12 protein-coding genes are annotated in these 17,773 nt (G+C 36.2%); 3 read left to right on the top strand and 9 right to left on the bottom strand.

Features of this window, described 5'->3' with window-relative positions; translation table 11 throughout:
* Positions 1-32: 32 nt before the first annotated feature.
* From EM308_RS07380 to EM308_RS07350, 7 genes are all read right to left on the bottom strand, one after another.
* On the bottom strand, positions 33-3,044 hold the full coding sequence (locus EM308_RS07380) for a SusC/RagA family TonB-linked outer membrane protein (RefSeq protein ID WP_035638035.1): 3,012 nt from the start codon (positions 3,042-3,044) through the stop codon (positions 33-35).
* A 301-nt stretch (positions 3,045-3,345) separates the two neighbouring features.
* Positions 3,346-5,529: an alpha-N-acetylglucosaminidase gene (locus tag EM308_RS07375; RefSeq protein ID WP_035638079.1), complete on the bottom strand. Its 2,184-nt coding sequence runs from the start codon at positions 5,527-5,529 to the stop codon at positions 3,346-3,348.
* Positions 5,530-6,069: 540 nt separating this feature from the next.
* Complete coding sequence (locus EM308_RS07370; RefSeq protein WP_035638037.1) at positions 6,070-6,375, bottom strand: hypothetical protein; 306 nt, start codon at positions 6,373-6,375, stop codon at positions 6,070-6,072.
* 280 nt (positions 6,376-6,655) lie between these two features.
* On the bottom strand, positions 6,656-7,918 hold the full coding sequence (locus tag EM308_RS07365; protein WP_035638039.1) for a YeiH family protein: 1,263 nt from the start codon (positions 7,916-7,918) through the stop codon (positions 6,656-6,658).
* Positions 7,919-7,942: 24 nt separating this feature from the next.
* Entirely contained in the window at positions 7,943-9,019 is a 1,077-nt protein-coding gene (locus tag EM308_RS07360; RefSeq protein ID WP_070261807.1) for a formylglycine-generating enzyme family protein, read from the bottom strand.
* A gap of 551 nt (positions 9,020-9,570) precedes the next feature.
* Positions 9,571-11,595, bottom strand: a complete 2,025-nt coding sequence (locus EM308_RS07355; RefSeq protein WP_035638041.1) for a family 2A encapsulin nanocompartment cargo protein cysteine desulfurase — start codon at positions 11,593-11,595, stop codon at positions 9,571-9,573.
* Positions 11,582-12,499, bottom strand: coding sequence for a family 2A encapsulin nanocompartment shell protein (locus tag EM308_RS07350; RefSeq protein WP_035638043.1), 918 nt, complete (start codon positions 12,497-12,499; stop codon positions 11,582-11,584). Before EM308_RS07350 ends, EM308_RS07355 begins: the two co-directional genes overlap by 14 nt.
* A 294-nt stretch (positions 12,500-12,793) precedes the next feature.
* Here EM308_RS07350 and EM308_RS18245 point away from each other — a divergent pair, with 294 nt between their 5' ends.
* Entirely contained in the window at positions 12,794-13,540 is a 747-nt protein-coding gene (locus tag EM308_RS18245) for a helix-turn-helix domain-containing protein (protein ID WP_035638045.1), read from the top strand.
* Positions 13,541-13,749: 209 nt separating this feature from the next.
* Here EM308_RS18245 and EM308_RS07340 read toward each other — a convergent pair whose 3' ends face one another.
* Together EM308_RS07340 and EM308_RS18240 are read right to left on the bottom strand one after the other, a co-directional pair.
* Positions 13,750-14,967, bottom strand: a complete 1,218-nt coding sequence (locus tag EM308_RS07340) for a tetracycline resistance MFS efflux pump (RefSeq protein WP_035638047.1) — start codon at positions 14,965-14,967, stop codon at positions 13,750-13,752.
* Between the two features lie 40 nt (positions 14,968-15,007).
* On the bottom strand, positions 15,008-15,310 hold the full coding sequence (locus EM308_RS18240; protein WP_051877817.1) for a hypothetical protein: 303 nt from the start codon (positions 15,308-15,310) through the stop codon (positions 15,008-15,010).
* 23 nt (positions 15,311-15,333) lie between these two features.
* On the opposite strand from EM308_RS18240, the gene EM308_RS07330 reads away from it, so the two are divergent.
* Together EM308_RS07330 and EM308_RS07325 are read left to right on the top strand one after the other, a co-directional pair.
* Positions 15,334-16,296, top strand: a complete 963-nt coding sequence (locus tag EM308_RS07330) for a helix-turn-helix transcriptional regulator (RefSeq protein ID WP_035638049.1) — start codon at positions 15,334-15,336, stop codon at positions 16,294-16,296.
* A 239-nt stretch (positions 16,297-16,535) separates the two neighbouring features.
* A complete protein-coding gene (locus EM308_RS07325; RefSeq protein ID WP_035638051.1) occupies positions 16,536-17,771 on the top strand; it encodes an amidohydrolase family protein in 1,236 nt (411 codons plus the stop codon).
* Positions 17,772-17,773 lie beyond the last annotated feature (2 nt).

Genomic DNA, 17,773 nt, shown 5'->3' with positions numbered 1-17,773 from the left:
GTGCTCATTTCATAGTGTTTACAATTTAATTTTTAGAAAATCACGTTTAAACCAAACAAAAAGGTTCTGGTTTTTGGATAAAAGTTATTCGAATCTACACCTGGCGCAGTTCCTCCTTGTTCTACCTCTGGGTCAATTCCGGTATATTTGGTAATTACAAACAGATTATTTACTGTTTCATAGAGACGAATCTTTTTAATGTATTTACCCACTTTACCAAAATCATAACCAAAAGTCATATTGTCCAATCTGATATAACTACCATCTTCTATAAAGCGAGATGAATACTTGTAAGCATTAAGGTCACTTGGTGATTCATCTCCAGCGTCTACAAGAATATTGTTTGACATTGCAGTACTTGGCCTGAATAAATCGGCACGTGTTGCATTAAAAACTTTGTTACCAAATACCCCACGGAAAAAGATATTCAAATCAAATCTTTTGTATGTAAAACTATTATCCCATCCCATTAAGAATTTAGGTTGTGCACTACCCAAATAATGGTAATCAACTCCAATAGCAGGATTCGTTGTCAAACTACCGTCTTTGGCACGATATTGAGAAACACCAGCTGCATTTTTTCCTTCATATTTAAGTGTAAAGAATTGACCAAGCGGTTTTCCTTCTTTAAAGATTTGCAAAGTACTACCTGTTTGTCCACCTCCATCAGGTTGAACTCTTCGTATTGAGTCACCTCCAATAAAATACGGATTTGTCAATTTGGTAATTTTGTTTTCGTTGTGTGAGTAATTCAAAGTAGTTGACCAACTGAAATTTTTGGTTTTAATTGGAGTACTGCTTAAACTAACCTCAACCCCTTTATTTGACATATCACCACCGTTGGCAACAATTGTTCCTACTGGTACAAGTGCAGGATTTACAGCATAATTATAAATCATATCTGTTGTTTTCTTGTCATACACCTCAACAGATCCAGACACTTTTCCGCTTAAAATCGAAAAATCAAGACCTATATTTGTGGTAGCCGTTTTTTCCCAATTCAAATCTGGGTTAGCCGCTTGATTTGGCCCGTATGCCCCAGCTTGTTGTCCATTATAATAAAATGTACCAAGACTTCCTGAAATAAATTGAGCTGTATAGGCATTGAATCCAGAAGAGTTACCAGTTTCACCCCAGCTTCCACGAAGTTTTAAGTCGCTGAAAATCTTTTGATTTTGCATGAAACCTTCTTTGTCAATTCTCCAAGCTCCACCTACTGAAGGGAAATACCCCCATTGATTATTTGATCCAAATACTGAACCTCCATCTCTTCTGATAGATCCTTGCAAAAGATATTTATCCTTGTAGTTATAATTCAAACGAGCAAATTCTGAAATCAAACGTTTTTTCTGATAAGCTCTACTGTCTCCAAAATCTACTTTGTAACCAGAAACTGCACCGTAATTTCCTAAAGCTAGGTTGTTGTAACTTACGTTATCCACAGGGAAATTAGTGTTTGTAGCTTGGAATCCGTCACCCAAAACATCTTCTTGCCAAGAATAACCAACTACAGCTTTAATTTTATGTTCGCCAAAAGTCTTATCCCAATTTAGGAAACTTTCGATAATTGAATTACTGGTTTGGTATGAATTTCTTAAAGCTGATCCATTTACACCAAAATTCATTAATGTTTTTACCAATGGTGGGTCTGGATTATTGTAGAAATTACCACTGTTGTATTTTTGATAATAACTATCATAAAATTCACCATGTAAAGAATTTAATTGTTGGTACGAAAGATTTAGATTATAAGTAAATCCCCAAGGAAGTTTTACTTCTGTAGTTAAACTACCAACTAAATTATTTGTTTTGGTATCATCATCTGCGTGATTAATCATAGCAACAGGATTGAAATAACCTGTTTGAATGAAGTTTTCAAAATAAGTCCCATCAGGATTTTTAATCGGTGAAACAGGAAGGTGGCTAACTGATTGTAAAAGTACCGAATTACGTTGTGGAACGTTGTTATAAACACTATTTGAGTTTGTAACATTCAAACCAAATTTCACATGATCATCAAAAGCATATTGCTCAATAGCCAAGTGTGCAATTACACGTGAAAAATTATTCCCCTGCATCACCCCTTCTTTATCGATATAAGTTATACTTCCAAAATAATTTCCATGTTCACCACCACCACTCATCGAAAGATTATGACTCATTGAATTTGCATAGCCAGGTCTAAGGATTGCATCTTGCCAATCGGTATTCGCTCCTTTATCATTTTCAGGAGTAAAGTTCATTTTATTTTTGGCAAGAAAGGATCTCAATTGATCTGAATTCATCATATCAAGTTGATTAGAAACTTTTTCGAAACCAAAATAATTACTATAATTAATCTGAGTTTTATCTTTGGTACCTCTTTTTGTTGTAACCATAATAACCCCATTTGCAGCACGATTACCATAAATAGCAGTTGCAGCAGCATCTTTTAATACATCTACAGTAACAATGTCTTCTGGAGCAATGATAGAAATATCTACACCCGGAATACCATCAACCACATAAAAAGGCCCTTGAGAACTGTTTAATGTCGAGGCACCACGCAAAACTACCGAAGAAGCTTTTGTTGGGTCGCCACTCGACGAAACATTCAGACCGGCAACTTTACCCTGTAACAACTGACCAACGTCTGCGATTACACCATTATTTAACTGATCAGCCTTAACAGAAGAAACTGCTGTTGTCAAGTTTTTACGTGATCCTTTACCATATCCCACAACAACTACTTGTTCCAAACTGGTAGTAGTAGAAATTAATTTAATCTGATAATTGGATCTTGAACCATCAATTTTGATGCGTTGGTCCACAAACCCAACGAAGGAAATTAGCAATACCGCATTTTTATCTGAAACAGTTATCTTAAATTTTCCATCAAAATCGGTCATGACACTGTTTTTAGTGCCATTTTCAATTACGTTGGCACCAGGCAGCGGCATACTCTTCTCATCCAAAACTGCACCTGACACTTCCGTTTTTTGTGCCCAGCTATTCGCAGATAAGCAGACAAAAAAGGCAAATAATAAAATTTTAAGTTTTTCCATATTATATTAAATTAGTTATTGGTTAATTCTTAAGCGAAAATAATAGTAATGATTTGTTAAAGGAATGGACAGATTATTCATAAACATGGATTTTTTAACAACATCAATACTCACAAGGCTTACAAGAGTTTTTTGATTTATATTTTACAAAAAAAAAGATGATTTATCCATTTCCGAAAGCTTCCAGGATTGTGAAATAAGAATATTTGTTTTAGAACCATTACCCGATCACCACAAAAACAAACCGAAAATTCCGAAATCGATTTCTATTTTATTCTAAATTAAAAACTGAATAATTTTTCTAAAACATTTCGTTGCTTTCACACCATTGCATTTCCCATTTCTTCATGGATTCACAAACTTTCAATTCATCAAATGGTTTGTTGTTGACAGCGGAATCTCTTTGAGCCTGCAAAAACATTTTCCATCGCGGCCAGTAAAATCCTTTGTACATACCGTTCCATGATTTTGAAGCATAATCATTCAGATGTCCTGCTCCTCCCCATACTGTTATTAAAGTTTTTGCATTTTTTAAATACAATTTTGATTCCGCTTCAGAGTTTCCGTAATTCCAAGCCGATTTCAGCCAGTAATTCAAAGTATTAAAAGGTTGCCCATAAATCATAGTGTCTGTTTCCAAAGCCAGTTTCTCAATTTTTTTGAATAACTCATCTCCTTTCGTTACGTTTTTTGATTTATAAGCAGAAACACATTCAACCAAAAGATCATCAATACAAAGTGAATTATAATGTCTTGAAAAATCGATTACATCATAAGAATAGAGACTTTTTTTATCGAAGTTTTTGGCTTCTTTATTCAAAATATCCAAAGCCTGTTTCAGCTTTTGTTTATCACCGGGGTTTCCTTTAAAATCGGTTATTTTTTCAGTAGGTCCTTTAAAAAAGAAATAACCTCCAGCTTTTTCCTTCCACCAACGTGTTTCCCAATATTTAATATTGTAAACCGATTCAACCAACAATTGCCACGCCTGAAAAACAGAAGCAGTCGTTTTTTTTCCATATCGGGCATTCAGGTATTGGTGCAACCAGTCATTTACAGAAACTTGCCCTTGATTCCATGGAAGATCATATATGTATTCGTAAACAACAGAATTGTTATTTAGACCTTCAGGCATTACACCGTAGCCAACAATATTGCCTTTGTTTGGATTTTTCAATAAACTGGTGAGTTCATTTTTATAGAAATTCAAATCACCATAAACTGGATTCGATCCTCCATAATTATGCACATATCCGTAAGTCCATTGTTTTCCGTAAAAAGCTTCCTGGTTTTCCCAAACTTTATATCGGTCGTTGGCATAATCCTGAATCATTGTTTTGTCGTTTGGCACTTTACTCAAGAAAGCCTTTGTGGCTTCCTTTGTCCAAAATTCTTTATTATCCCCAAAAAGCCAACCCTGCATCACCCAAGTCGAACCGGGAGAAGCTTCGTTAATAGCTTCGAATATTGATTTTCCATATTCTGAAAGCTCCTCGTATTTGTGCTCTTTGGAAACTGGTGGCGTTATTTCATTGAAAGAATCAGCCAAATAGAAATCAGACTGTCCATATAATTTAGTATAAATGGCTATAAAACGTTTTCCGATTTCTTTAAACAAAGGATCTTTTGGATCTAATAAATAGGTGCTTTCAAAACCTCCTCCAGACCAAGATTTTAATTCACTAATCTTTGAATTAGGGTGTTTCTCTGCAAATGCTTTTGGCACATAACCACTAAAAGCGGGCACAACAGGATTCATTCCCAATGATCGCATCCTTTGAATAATTTTTTTCTGAATATCTTGCTTTTTATTAATCCATTCCTGCGGCAAAGGCCCCTCAAGACTATTAATATTTCCCATTCTTTGCCAAGGCAAAAAAGCTGGTCCTGCAAAATGCGCTTGCAATTCGGCATCGGTAAGCCCGTATTCTTTCCATAATAATTGCCAAACCGCTTCCTGTCCTTCCAGTGCTGTAGGCAAATTGATTCCGTGAAACGCCATCCAATCTATTTCCTGTTCCCAGCGTTTCCAATCCCACCATGGAGTCGTATAACCAAAGGTACAAGCATTCATATACTCTCTATATTTAAAAGGAGTCGATTGTTTTTTGGAATATTTTGGCCATGCTTTTGGCAAATTAATTCTGTTTCCTTCCCAACTGACCAAAACAGCGCCTATATCTTTAAGAAAATTATAAGCCGCATAACATATTGCCGTATTCGATGTTGCCTTAATTTTTACACGATTAGCAACCGTTTCCACTTCAAACCAATCGGATTGAGTCTGATTTTTGTTTTCAACAATATTTACATCAAACTCATTCGCCCGATTACCAATAAGCCTTTCTATTACTGCCAATGCACTTTTTGAATTTCCATCATTTTTACAATACGCATTGGATGCCAAAAAAAACAACATCACTATAAAAGGAATTACATTCAATGAATAATTACTCCTTTTTGTTACCAAGTATCTTTCACTCATACTCATACATATATTAATTATTATAGGACTCTTTTAATCAAAATCAATAAAAAAAGGGAGAGACTAAGATTGAATCTCCCCCAGAAAAGCTAACAAACCAAACATAATTAACTTAAACATTTTTTTTGCTGCAAGCACCCTGACTTTTTTATTTTTGAAAGGATACCCACTTACTAACTAACTGGGGTAAAATTATTAATTAAGGATTCTTAAATAATGGACACATTATTCAAAATTATAGACAGATTCCCCAAAAAATACATACAATCGGCAAAACTAAAAGTATTTTTGAGAAACTTTCAACAGAAAATAAAAAAGAGGCAAAATTTATTTGAAGAGTAAATAAACCGCTATAGACTTGAAGTCCATCGTTTCAAACTATTTTTGAGACCAATGAACTATTCGATATAAAGTCAAATGCAGATTCCTGCATTAACAATATCGAAAGATTAGCCAAATAAAAAAAATAGAATCCCATATAAAACAAAAAAGACTGCTCAATTTTTTGAACAGTCTTCATTTTGTAATTTTAGAAATGCTTTAAGCTCTAAACAATCCATGTTTATTGGCATTAAACAAAACCAAATCATAAGGAACCAATTTTGGCGCTACTTTCTCTGAAGAAGCATCAAACTCGATACCGTTGTATTTTCTAAAAAGATAAATTTCCTTTAAACAATTTGACAAACTCTGGTGAATAAATGTCGTGAAAGTTGGCACTTGTTTATCTCCGACCAATAAATCTATTTGATAATTTGAACTGCTTTTGGACAGATTGTTCCCTATGATTCTTAAAGTGAATGTTGTTGGAATTCCGTGTTGGTTTCCTTGATACTGTACTATCATACTATTTAAGATTTAAATGTGAATTAATTATAGTCTTGCTTTATATTAGTTGATTCTTTGCGAAAGCTGTTAATAATACGAATTTGACATAATAACACCCTATAAATTATCAACTTTATAACAAAGCTACTTAATTAAATTATTTCGACGGTCATGCAAGAGTTTAAATTTTTCATAATTATGGAGGCGATTTCCTTTAAAATATAAAAAATTGGAAATCCAAAAAATCATCTTTTTGAAAATCAAAGAGTTAAATCCAAAATCCGTATTAGAATCTCTTTTACTTACTAAACAATAAAAAAGCAATTAGCAGTGTAAGGAAGATATTGAACAATTGTGCAATCAAGAAAGCGTAAAATGGCTTTTTGCTGTTTGTATCAAACAAATCCTTAAAATTGGTTTCCAAACCAATACTAGTAAAAGCCAAAGCAAACCAAACTCCTTGAATATTCTTCAAACTGTCTTTTACTCCATCTCTCACCTCACCTGAAATAAGAAAAGAAAAAACCAATGAAGCAACAATAAAACCAATGACAAACTTGGGAAAACGCTCCCATATTACACCTAAAGTTGGTTTGGAAACAACAGCATCCGAGGATTTGTTTTGAGCATACGTCCAATATACTGATATGGCAAAAGCAGCAATTCCCAACAATACATTTTGAGAAAACTTGACAATCGTACTTATTTTCAAGGCAATTTCTCCAACCATCGACCCCGAAGCCACCACAGCGCCCGATGTATCGATGCTGCCACCTAACCAAGCCCCGGTAACTTCTTCGGAAAAATGGAAATAGTTGGCGATAATCGGCATAAAAATCATCATAGGAATGGCAATAACCAATACCATCGAAATCACGTATGAAAGTTTTTTGGAATCGCCTTTGATAGCTCCGGCCGTTGCAATAGCTGCCGAAACACCGCAAATGGAAACCGCACTGGAAATCATCAATGCTAATTCCTCGTCGACTTTTAATTTTTTGCAAACCCAAAAAGCAAAATACCAAACCGAAAAAACAACCACTAATGCTTGAATCAATCCTAAAAATCCTGCTTTGAGAATATCTGAAAATATGACACTGCTCCCTAATAGCACTAATCCAATTTTAACAAAAAACTCAGTAGAAAGTGCAGAACGAAACCATTCTGGGAGTTCAAAAAAATTACCAATCAATAAACCGATAATTAAACTAAAAATTACCGCCTCCAAATTGAATTCTTTTATTGTTGTGTTACCCGCTATAATCAATGCAATAACGGTTAATAGGTAAACAAAGGGGAAACCTAATAAAAAATTTTTAATTGATTTCCCCACCAAAAAACTACCTAATAAACCAAAACTTATGAAATAACCAAATTGAAATAAAATAATTGTTATGTTTTCAATACTAAACACATCATTGAGCAAATCGGTACTATTGGACCACTTGAATACCGGCACCACTGGCAGATAAACAAAAAGCGTAACTCCAATTATCAAAAAACCTAAAAGAACCACTGCCCAATCCTCATGTATTGTAAATTGTTTTATTTTCTGTGACATCGTATTAATATATTATTATCTAAATTATTTATCCTTTACACACCTAAATCCCAAATGATTACAAGCACTGGTTGTTTCTCCTTTGCCTCGGCTTCCGGCCACGTAGCGAATGCAATATTGATCACTGCACAAATAGGAACCTCCTCTTTGCACATGTTTTTCAACTCCCGGATCTTCAGGATCATAACTATCTAAAGGTCCTTTCGGATTATCTGCAACGCTGTATTTGTAATAATCATTTCGATACAAATCGCTGCACCATTCCCAGACATTTCCTTCCAAATCATAGATTCCAAAAGGATTTTTCGGAAAAGACTTTACCGGAGCCGCTCCTGCAAAACCATCTTCAACCGTATTATTATTAGGAAACGTACCCTGAAAAATATTTGCCTCCCATTTACCATTAGGCTTTAACTCCGATCCCCAATAATATTTCGTACTGGGTCTTCCCGCTCTTGCGGCAAATTCCCATTCGGCCTCGGTTGGAAGTCGTTTCCCGGCCCATTCGGCATAAGCTTGAGCATCCAAATAACAAATTTGGACTACAGGATTATTTTCAAGTCCTACAATACTACTTTCCGGTCCCGAAGGATGACGCCAATTAGCTCCCGGAACATACTGCCACCATTGCTGTACATTATCCAAACCCACCTTTTCTGTTGGCGGCACAAATACAGCCGAACCGGGCACTAATTTATCCTGAGGAACTCCTGGAAAATCAGCTGGATTCAAAGGTCTTTCGGCTATGGTTACATATTGGGTTGCTGCCACAAATTCAGAAAATTGAGCATTTGTCACTTCGTGTTCATCAATCCAATATCCTTTTACACTTATTTTATGAACAGGATTGGCATCCAAATAATCATTAGTTCCCATACTAAATTCCCCTCCTGCTACCCAAACCATTCCTTTTGGTGAAACCCCAAAACTTTCCTTGGAATTTGACTTTATAGATTGCAATAACAATGCTTTTTTGGATGTACTTGCTTTACACATCGCTTCGCAACTTGCAACTACAACTGCTTTACTTTCCTGCGCAAAAGCAGCTCCAAAACCAGAAGTCAAAATAATTACTATAAAACCAAATGTTTTAGCATTCATACCTGTTCATTTATCTATAAACCCCAAATAATTCTAAACTTAATTATATCAAAATCTCAATGACTAAAAAACAAACATCAGTAAAACAATTTTACTGATGTCTAGTATTTTTTGAAATTTAAAACATTAATACTACTAATTAGATAGAACAAATGTATATTAAAATTTTAACATTCCAAATATTGTGTGTCTATTTTGTAATAAAATTCAAAAACAATATTTCAAACAATTAAAATCCAATGATATAGATTAAAAGTATAACCTCCGATTATTCATTAATCAAAATAAAATTTTGAAACACCTCCAAATCTAATACCATTTACAAATATAAAATAATCCAATCTTTACTCCCTCTCTTTTTGTCGAATGGAGTTTGGAAGGCGTGCATTTTGTCAAATTTTGATTTAAAAAAGTCATTTTCCCTCCCCGGATTTCAGCCACCCCTCCAGAGGGGAATATTGGACTAAATAATAAATATGAATGGTATAAAATAAAAAACTGCCCAAAAAATCACTTTTCTGGACAGCCTTCAGATTAACCTTTTATCAGTTTTATTTATTAGTTTTCAATCGCCAGAGCGTTTCTATAAACACATCTACATCTTGGCAGGTATTATAAAACGCCAATGACGGACGAACAGTTGTCTCGACCCCCATTCTCCTTAAAATAGGCTGCGCACAATGATGTCCGGTACGAACGGCAATACCTTCCCTGTTTAATGCTTTTCCAACCTCATCATTGGTAAAACCATCAAGTGTAAACGAAAGCACGCTGGCTTTTTCGGCCGCTGTACCTATCAATCGAACGCCTGGAATCTGTTTGAGTAAATGTGTGGCATATTCCAGTAAATAATGCTCATACTGACCGATTGCTTCAATCCCGATTTTTGAAATGTAGTCGATAGCAGCTCCAAGCCCTATAGCATCGGCAATATTTCCAGTTCCGGCTTCAAAACGGTTGGGCGCTTTGTGGTATTTAATTTCCTCAAAAGTCACATCCTGAATCATATTCCCACCAGATTGATACGGTTCCATTTCGTTGAGCAAATCTTCTTTTCCATACACAACTCCAATACCCGTTGGCCCGAACAATTTATGTCCCGAAAAAACCAACCAATCGGCATTGAGGTAACGCACATCTACTTTCATGTGAGAAACAGATTGAGCTCCGTCTAACAGTACTTTTGCGCCAACAGCATGTGCCATATCCACCATTTGTTTGGCAGGAGTTATAGTACCCAAAGCATTTGAAACTTGCGTGAAAGCAACCAATTTCGTTTTCGAATTTAGCATTTTGGCATATTCATCAAGCAAAATCTGTCCGTCATCGTCTACGGGAATCACACTCAATTTCAAGCCTTTTTTATCAGCCAGACGTTTCCAGGGAACTATATTGGCATGATGCTCCAAGTGGCTGACAATTATCTCATCACCGGCAACCAATTTATGGTTTCCCCAACTTTCGGCGACCAAATTGACGCCTTCGGTAGCACCGCGCACAAAAACAATTTCGTTTACGGAGCCCGCATTCAGAAACACTCTTACTTTTTCGCGAGCAGCTTCATAAGCGTCTGAAGCCCTTGCTGCCAGTTCGTGAGCAGCTCGATGAATATTGGAATTTTCATGCTCATAAAAATAGGCAATACGATCAATTACAGCTTTTGGTTTTTGGGTAGTTGCCGCATTATCGAACCAGATTAAAGGCTTTCCGTTTACGGTTTCATTCAAAATTGGAAAATCTTTTTTAATCAAATAAGCATCAAAATTTGACCCTACCCATCCGTTTCTAGATTGTGGCTGAATGGGAACTACAGATGAAATGGCAGGTTTTCTGGAATCAAAAGCAAAAGGGTTTTCATCCAAAAAATAATAACTGTTTTTTTGTTCCAATCCTGCAAAATCTTTTGCCGAAGGCGTTCCAAAACCGGTATTCAACATATCCAAAGCCGCTTTTAATTCGGCCTCAAAAGAATTATCTCCATATTCAAAAGGGAAATAAGATGGTTCAACTTTTTTTGTTAAATTCAAATCTTCAAAACTAGTCTGTGGTTCTCCCATATTGACATTGTTACCTGTGCCAACAGCATACGGCACTTCGCCATTTCCCAAATGATACTTTGACGTATCAATTCCATTGAGGTCTTTTTCCAAAAAAGTAGGATCTGAAATTTCCGAGAAAGAATTAGGCGATTTTCCCATTCCTCCCAAATTACCATAAGATCCAACAGATGGAGAAACGCCAATCCCACCCATTGAAGGAGGAGATTGAGGAATACCATTAGGAATTAACGGCTGATTTGGAATTCCTCCCTGAATTGGAATCACAGACATTCCATGACCTGCCTGAGTCATCAGAGTGTCGTGGTTGCTTACGGGAAAAACGGTTTCTACCCCGCCTAGATTACCGGCAGAGAGGAGTGTTTCAGCAACTTTTGTGGCGCGAGGATGTTCATTGAGATCCGGGCTCAAAGAAATTTCTTTTGGAAATTCGTTGGGCAAGGCACTGAACAACTCATTGGCTATATGCTGCAAATCCTCAATATTCGGTAACCCGATATGATTACTATTTGTATTCATGGTATTTGTCTATTTGTACATCATCCAGCACCGCTATTGCATCATCAACAGTAATTACCAATGAACAATATAATGACACCAAATAAGACGCAATCGCTTTTTCATTAATTCCCATAAAGCGAACAGATAATCCAGGGGATTGTTCTCCTTGTAATCCTGGCAAAATAAGTCCTATAACACCTTGACGACTTTCGCCTGTACGCATCAAAATGATTTTGGATTTTCCTTTTACAATAGGTAATTTATCCGAAGGTATCAGCGGAACCCCTCGCCAGGTAAGGAATTGGGAACCAAACAAAGAAGTTGTTGGCGGTGGTACACCACGACGGGTACATTCTCTACCAAAAGCTGCTATGGCCAATGGATGTAACAGGAAAAAACCGGGTTCTTTCCAGACTTTGGTCAACAATTCGTCCATATCGTCTGGGGTTGGTGCTCCAGTTCTGGTTTTGATGATTTGCGAAGGAGCCACATTGTTCAACAAACCATAATCTTTGTTGTTTATTAATTCGCTTTCCTGTCTTTCTTTAATTGTTTCAATCGCTAGGCGCAATTGTTCTGTAATCTGATTATAAGGCTTGCTGTATAAATCCGAAACACGAGTATGAACATCAACTATAGTTTGTACGGCTGCCAAATTATACTCACGGGGATTATCGATATAATCCACAAAAGTATTAGGAAGTTCATGCTCGTCTCTTCTGGAGCAATCCACTTCTATTTGTTTTGCATCTTTTACTTTATTCAAACGATAAACCCCGCCTTCTACTGGAATCCAATGCAAAAGATGAGTAAGCCATCTTGGGGTTATGGCAACCATTTGGGGAACCGAACGGGTTGCTATTGCTAGTTGTCTTGCGGCTACGTCTCCTAACGCAGTTTGCTGTTTCTTTAATTCTGCCATTGTTTTATTTATTAAGTTATCGAATACTATTGAATCACAAACAAGGTTGATTTAAAGAAGCAACACACATGAATTCGACTTACCAAATTCCTTTAAACCAAATAAAAAAATAAATTATTTTCTCCACTAATTTAGCACAATTATATAACTACCACAATATTAATTTTTTAAATAAAAAACAAAAAATACTTCAACTTACATTTCTCCCATCGTGGTTTAACATTTATCGCTAATTTTTCGTTTAAATTTGTTTGTTTTAAGAGTAACCCTTTTTTTGGTTGAAATATTGCAAAAATGAGCATTTCTATAACTACACATTTACCGGAAACAGCCATTACAAATTTTGTAGATAGTTTCTGGGCATTGCATAACACTAGTGATTTCGGAAAAAACATAATCATACTGCCCGACGGACGCATCGATTTACTTTTTTCAAAATCGACAAATGAACCTTATCATATCATGTTGTTGGGTATTTCTACACAGCCGGAGCAAGTAGTGATTGCACCAAATTCTGTCACTTTTGCCATCAGTCTTAAACTTCCTGCGATAGAATATATCCTAAAAAGTTCCATAGCCGATATTTTGGATAATGCAAAAAATGTCACTCAGATTTTCTCTCATATCGATGAAACTGCTCTGGATGATTTTGATACTTTTTGCAAAAACGCCACCAAAAGAATTAAAGAGCTCATCCCCGAAAATCTCGACAAGCGCAAAATCAAATTGTTTGATTTAATTTATGCCTCCAAAGGAAATATCGCTATCACTGAACTATCCAAAAAAGTGTTTTGGAGCAGCCGTCAAATCAACCGCTATTTCAATCAGCAATTGGGCATTCCGCTCAAAACTTATTGCAATATTGTCCGTTTCAGAGCATCATTCGAACAACTAAAAAACGGCAAATTATTTCCCGAAGGCAATTACACAGATCAATCCCATTTCATCAAAGAAATCAAAAAACTCTCCGGCGTGTTGCCCAAAGATTTGTATAAAAACATCAACGACCGCTTCATTCAGCTCACCGATTTAAAATCTTGATTTCGATTACTATTTTTTGGAGCAGAAAGATTAGGCATTTTTGGAAAGATGGTTCCCGCTATCCGTTTCAATCTTATATGCCGAACCCCGGCATAAAAGGATTTCCACTTCTATCGGGGCTAAGAGGAAAGATTTTGCTTCTTTACCATCATTACAAAAAAGGAAAAAAATCAAATTTCAACCATTCTAAGAATCGATCTGTTAAAAAACTAAACTTTTTTGCTCAAATTTTGAGCAAGTCGAGTTTGAGGCAAAAATTTTGCATACAAAATAACTGCAACCAACACAACAAATGTAGCTATTGCATACAACATACTTGGGCTGTAAAAATAAATAGCACCTGCACCCAGCGGAATAAGCATATTATTTGCTGACTGCAAACTTTGGTTGACTCCCTGAAGTTTTCCCTGTTTACTCTCGTCAACAGATTGTGATAATTTTCCGTTGTACGTTGGGTCGAATAATCCTTCACCGGAGATTATAAATAGGACAGCCATCGAAATAATAATAACAGATGGTATAAAAACACTCAGGAGAATTAATCCTAATCCAATTCCAAGGCCAATTAAGCCAGCTATTCCAATACTTTTTTCACTAAAACGTTTCAATAACCAAGGCAATAGCAATGCCCTTGAAGAAATCTCACTGATTCCAACTAGCGTCATCATGATACCAATAAATGCAGGACTCCATTTATAAATATCTTTAAGAAAGATGATGAAATTAAACTGAAAAACACTTATTCCTACATAAAAAAGAACACCTAATAAGAGCAATAATTTAACATCTTTGAGTCTTAATATATCTTTAAAATGGGAAAATGTATTAAAACTTTCAAGTGTTAAATGTTTAGTCCTTTTTTCGGGAGCTAAAGATTCAGGTAGTAAAAAATATACAGCCAAACTGGAAATAAAAATTAATCCGGCAGTAACAAAAAAGGGCAACCCAAGAGAAATGCTTCCCAACAATCCGCCTAATGCAGGTCCCCCCAATTTCCCAATTCCCATAGCAGAACCTATATAACCAAACCATTTAATCCTTTCCTTGGGTTCGGTGCTATCGCATACATATGCAAACAACGTGCTAATGTTTCCTGCTGTAAGTCCATCAATAATACGCCCAAGGAAAAGTATCCAAAGCGCTCCCCCTATTCCAAACAAAACATAGCCTATGGTAGAGCCTAATAGACTGAAGATAAGAATGTTTTTCCGTCCATACCTGTCGCTTAAAGCCCCAAAAACGGGAGACGCAAAAAACGTACAGAATGCAAACACCGACATAAGCGCACTCATCCCTAAAACAATCTGTTGAGATGGAAGATACTTACCAACCATAAAAGGCAACAGAGGCAGTACCACCGAAAATCCAATAGAATTCAACAATACAATCCCAACAATAATCCACAATTTATATTTCTTCGATTTCATTCTTATTTTTATTTGTTTTTAAATGATTTTTTAAATGGTTTTAGTCTTCCAGTTCTTCACAAAAAAAATTAAGGCCCTTAACTTCGTCTATTATAGTCTGCGAAGAATTCATCTTACTTATTACACGCAAAACTTTGTCGCAATCCTCAGAATCAATACTTATTTCTTCTATATCAAGCTTAGTTTTCAAGGCTCTCTTTACCTTAAAGTAATCCCGTTTTGTTTTGATGTTTGTTTTAAAAATGAGGATATCCATAATAATTATCTCTACTACATTAGTCTTGAATAATTCGCAATACAAAAGTATAGTGTCTTTTGCGAGCAAAATATCTACATTTGACATAAAAACAGCTGTAAAAGACTTTTATGAAAAAAGACAAACAAGAAACAATTCCGAAAATCTTAAAAAAACTTGCCCAATTATTGGGGACAGAAGTTAAAAACAGAAGATTAGAAATCCCTGAAAAATTTGGCAAAGGTTATTGTACCGGATTCATTTTTAATGAGCATATCCGAATGATAATCAGTAATTATGAGCTAAATGAGGACTTGGTTGTTGAATATCCAGAAGTCAACGCTTCCAAGAGAATGATATTTTTCAAGTTTCAAAACATTTTTCCTAAAACAGAAATAGCATCAACTGATAAACATTTGATGGAAATGCCTTCAGTTTTAGTCGCGACCAGTAGTTTAAATACCGACGACGTTATTTCTATCCATACCAATACGGCAGTTATTAATATAGAAGTCGATGCCGATTATTTGAACGAACTATTTGCCTTTTCGGAAAAATCGCCAGTTTTACAAAGCCTGTTAGAGAACGCACAGCCCTTGTTATTCGAACAAATTATTTATCCTTCTTTACAGAAAATCGTGGATGAAATTGTGACTGAATCGGTTGATGAAACTTTCAAACTATTTTTTCTGAGAATAAAGGCAGAAGAATTGGTTTGCCGATTATTAATGGAATTAGAAAAGCGGGATGAAAAACAGCTGTATGCTTTAAATACTCATGATATCCAAACCATTTACAAAGTAAAAGAGAAAATGCTTGAGCAGCTTGAAATTCCTCCGGTTATCGGCGAATTGGCAATGGGTGCCAATATGAGTCCATCCAAATTGAAACGTTTGTTCAAGCAAGTTTTTGGTAACAGCATTTTTAGTTATTATCAGGAATTCCGGATGAAAGAAGCTTCCCGATTATTGAAAGAGGAAAAGCTAACTGTTTCGGATGTGGGTTATAAACTGGGATTTACAAACCTAAGTCATTTTGCCAAGGTCTTTAATGAACATATCGGGATGAAGCCCAAACAATACAGCCGTTTTTAGTTCGGAGCTTATTATTATTGAACCGAAAATCCGTGAGAATCTCTGATTCGAACGAAGTGAACTGCGCATTAGCTAAATCATTGGCAAAAAATCCTCTCCAACTCAAAACGTCCGTTTTTTACAATTTTACCCTTTTTCTTCGGTCTAGATTTGCACTATCATTTTAACTCATAAAAAGCTTTTAATAAATAAAGCATACGCATGAGCAAAAAAATTAACAACAATTAAAAATGTATAGTATGAACAAATTGACAACAATCACCAACGCAAAAATATTTGACGGAGAAAATGTAATTGAAGCAAAAACAGTAACCATAAAAAACGGTAAAATTCTCAACATTGGCAATGCTATTTCGCAAGGTGCCGAAATTATTGATGCCAAAGGCTGCACTCTGATGCCTGCCTTGATTGACGCGCATTCGCATCCGAACATGGAATTCTTAAAACAGGATATGTACTTTGGTGTGACGACCACATTTCAGATGCAGGGGTACTTTAACGAAGCGCAATGCAAAGAGTTAAAAGAAAATACAGGTATCGCCGAAAGTTTAAAATCATTTTTGGCCATAACCGCACCCGACGGTCATCCCAGCGAATTATTACCAGCCGAAGTGAAAGCCAAACAAAAAGAAATGATGGCAAAAGCCGGACTTACTATGAAAAAAGACGTTTCCACTCCTGAAGAAGCCATTGCAATAGTTAATGAAAGAGTGCAGCAAGGAGTAGATTACATTAAAATAATGATTGAAGAAGGTACTGTTTTTGGCTATCCAAACACACCCGATGTTACTGATGAAGTTATTGAAGCCACTTGCTCGGAAGCGCATCGTTTAGGAAAAATGACCGTAGCCCATGCTATGACGATTAAGGCTTACGAAAGAGCGATTGAAGGAGGAATAGACGGACTCATGCATATTTTTATCGATCAGCCTCACACACCTGAAATTATTACAGCGGTTGCTAATTCCGGTGCTTTTGTCTGCCCAACTATTGTTGCAGGTGCTTCTACCATTGGCGATAGCGATGCTTCAGAATTTGTAAAAGACCCACGAGTGAGTTCCAAATTAAGTCCGGAATGGATTGCCTGTATGGAAAATCATATTACCACCTACCCGCAAGGCAAAACAGCTAATCTTCTCAATGCGGTAAAAGCCTTGCATGATACAGGCGTAGATATTCTTGCAGGCAGTGATGCTTCTCAACCCGCAGTGGGCGGAATGGCGCACGGAGCCAGTCTTCACCACGAATTGCAATTGTTGGTAAAAGCAGGCTTGACGCCCATTGAGGCCTTGAGAAGCGCTATGTCAATCCCTGCCCGTAGATTTGGTCTCCACGATAGAGGACGCATTATTAATGGTGCCCGTGCCGATTTATTATTGGTGGAAGGCGATCCAACGACCAACATTGCCGATACGTTGTCCATCAAAAAAGTGTGGAGACAGGGCGTAGAATTTAACTTGAACCAATTGAATTAAAA

The organism is Flavobacterium gilvum (assembly GCF_001761465.1).
Taxonomy (GTDB): domain Bacteria; phylum Bacteroidota; class Bacteroidia; order Flavobacteriales; family Flavobacteriaceae; genus Flavobacterium; species Flavobacterium gilvum.
The sequence above is the reverse complement of the archived record's forward strand: the minus strand, read 5'-3'. Positions and strand labels throughout refer to the sequence as shown.

What these genes read in the sequence shown, in the direction of transcription:
- EM308_RS07380 (WP_035638035.1), bottom strand. Translation starts at nt 3,044, where the DNA reads ATGGAAAAACTTAAAATTTTATTATTTGCCTTTTTTGTCTGCTTATCT.
- EM308_RS07375 (WP_035638079.1), bottom strand. Translation starts at nt 5,529, where the DNA reads ATGAGTGAAAGATACTTGGTAACAAAAAGGAGTAATTATTCATTGAAT.
- EM308_RS07370 (WP_035638037.1), bottom strand. Translation starts at nt 6,375, where the DNA reads ATGATAGTACAGTATCAAGGAAACCAACACGGAATTCCAACAACATTC.
- EM308_RS07365 (WP_035638039.1), bottom strand. Translation starts at nt 7,918, where the DNA reads ATGTCACAGAAAATAAAACAATTTACAATACATGAGGATTGGGCAGTG.
- EM308_RS07360 (WP_070261807.1), bottom strand. Translation starts at nt 9,019, where the DNA reads ATGAATGCTAAAACATTTGGTTTTATAGTAATTATTTTGACTTCTGGT.
- EM308_RS07355 (WP_035638041.1), bottom strand. Translation starts at nt 11,595, where the DNA reads ATGAATACAAATAGTAATCATATCGGGTTACCGAATATTGAGGATTTG.
- EM308_RS07350 (WP_035638043.1), bottom strand. Translation starts at nt 12,499, where the DNA reads ATGGCAGAATTAAAGAAACAGCAAACTGCGTTAGGAGACGTAGCCGCA.
- EM308_RS18245 (WP_035638045.1), top strand. Translation starts at nt 12,794, where the DNA reads ATGAGCATTTCTATAACTACACATTTACCGGAAACAGCCATTACAAAT.
- EM308_RS07340 (WP_035638047.1), bottom strand. Translation starts at nt 14,967, where the DNA reads ATGAAATCGAAGAAATATAAATTGTGGATTATTGTTGGGATTGTATTG.
- EM308_RS18240 (WP_051877817.1), bottom strand. Translation starts at nt 15,310, where the DNA reads ATGTCAAATGTAGATATTTTGCTCGCAAAAGACACTATACTTTTGTAT.
- EM308_RS07330 (WP_035638049.1), top strand. Translation starts at nt 15,334, where the DNA reads ATGAAAAAAGACAAACAAGAAACAATTCCGAAAATCTTAAAAAAACTT.
- EM308_RS07325 (WP_035638051.1), top strand. Translation starts at nt 16,536, where the DNA reads ATGAACAAATTGACAACAATCACCAACGCAAAAATATTTGACGGAGAA.